The organism is Oleiphilus sp. HI0043, from assembly GCF_001634935.1.
This window is the reverse complement of sequence record NZ_LWEY01001353.1, coordinates 1-1,200: the sequence shown is the minus strand read 5'-3', so window position 1 is coordinate 1,200 and position 1,200 is coordinate 1. Positions and strand designations below refer to the sequence as shown.

The window sequence follows — 1,200 nt, the reverse complement described above, 5'->3', positions numbered from 1 at the left end:
AGCAAGAAAATTCTCTGGAAGCCATCCATGTAGACTTTATGGATATCGCTCACGAACTTCATCAAAAGCAAAGCGAATCAAAGAAAAAAGATCGTGCAAAGCGCCGCTCCCAAGCAAGAAGAGCAATTGAAGATCATCAGGAGAAAAAGCGTTTAGAGGCAGAGCTTAAAGAGTGGTGGGACGATTTATAACGTTCGTTTTGGCCCAATAGCTAGGCGCTACAGGATTACCAAGTCGCCCTCGTTACCTTGGTCCTCAACTGGTCGACGGCCTTCAGTTAAATAAAGAGCATCGTTGTGGAAGTCTACGTATAGGTGGCAGTCCATCACGCTATCGGTTATTTCACTGCTAATGGAAAAGTGACGAACAATCTCTTCACCATCGCAGTGAAAGTGTTTCATATCTGACTTACTCATCACCTCGGGCAAACCGATAGCCAACCGACAATTATGCTGCACCAAGCTATTTTTTATTCTACCTAGAAAACGGTTGGCCAATTCACAATTCCAATCTTCTTGAAAACTTGGGTCACCAATTCTATCTACATCAACTATCGGCATAGTTTACGCTAATAGTAAACGCGGTGTTTTTAATAGCAAAGAAATTGTCAGGTCTTCAGAGCCTGCCGTAATATACGAAGCCATCACTTCTCGGGAATATGAACTTCTATCCGTTACTTCTATTTGACAGCCCAAGCTTTCAAACTGCTTAACACAAGCTGCATCAAATATTTCGGTAATCAGCGCTTTTGCTTGTTCGCTCATAATTCATCTAAACCCAATTTGGCTAGTTGCACCCAAAAAACAAAAGCATACCAAGACTATCCATTTGTTCAGTGTAACCAAAGCATAGCGACTTTCCTATTATTTGCATACTGACGTGAACTTGAAGACATTTCTACTATACTTCTTTAATGCCATCGCACCACGTCACCATATTTCGGAAGTTTGAATGACGTCTCCCAAAAAACTGACTATTGGGCTATTTTTTCTCTGCACTCTACCTTTTTTACCTAATATGCTAGGAATTGACTTTGGCGCTGCGCCGACAAAAGTCGATATAGTGACAACACAAAGCTCGATGCTGGAAGCGCTGCAGGGAGCTATCCTACATACCATTCTCGAATGGAGCGCAATTTCTATTGCCTGTATCGGCGCTATCTTTGCGTTTGTTCATTACTACTATCATCGTAATATTACA

4 protein-coding genes are annotated in these 1,200 nt (G+C 41.8%); 2 read left to right on the top strand and 2 right to left on the bottom strand.

Annotation, left to right across the window (positions count from 1 at the left end):
- Positions 1 to 191 (top strand): PA3496 family putative envelope integrity protein (locus A3729_RS33220; protein WP_068634168.1); only part of this gene is annotated, 191 nt, incomplete at its 5' end.
- A 27-nt stretch (positions 192 to 218) separates the two neighbouring features.
- Here the strand turns inward: A3729_RS33220 and A3729_RS18255 are convergent.
- Entirely contained in the window at positions 219 to 560 is a 342-nt protein-coding gene (locus tag A3729_RS18255) for a hypothetical protein (RefSeq protein ID WP_068511364.1), read from the bottom strand.
- 3 nt (positions 561 to 563) lie between these two features.
- Complete coding sequence (locus A3729_RS18250) at positions 564 to 764, bottom strand: hypothetical protein (RefSeq protein ID WP_068511361.1); 201 nt, start codon at positions 762 to 764, stop codon at positions 564 to 566.
- Between the two features lie 187 nt (positions 765 to 951).
- Here A3729_RS18250 and A3729_RS18245 point away from each other — a divergent pair.
- On the top strand, positions 952 to 1,200 hold a 249-nt coding region (locus A3729_RS18245), incomplete at its 3' end, for a hypothetical protein (RefSeq protein ID WP_197475907.1).

What these genes read in the sequence shown, in the direction of transcription:
- A3729_RS18255 (WP_068511364.1), bottom strand. Translation starts at nt 560, where the DNA reads ATGCCGATAGTTGATGTAGATAGAATTGGTGACCCAAGTTTTCAAGAA.
- A3729_RS18250 (WP_068511361.1), bottom strand. Translation starts at nt 764, where the DNA reads ATGAGCGAACAAGCAAAAGCGCTGATTACCGAAATATTTGATGCAGCT.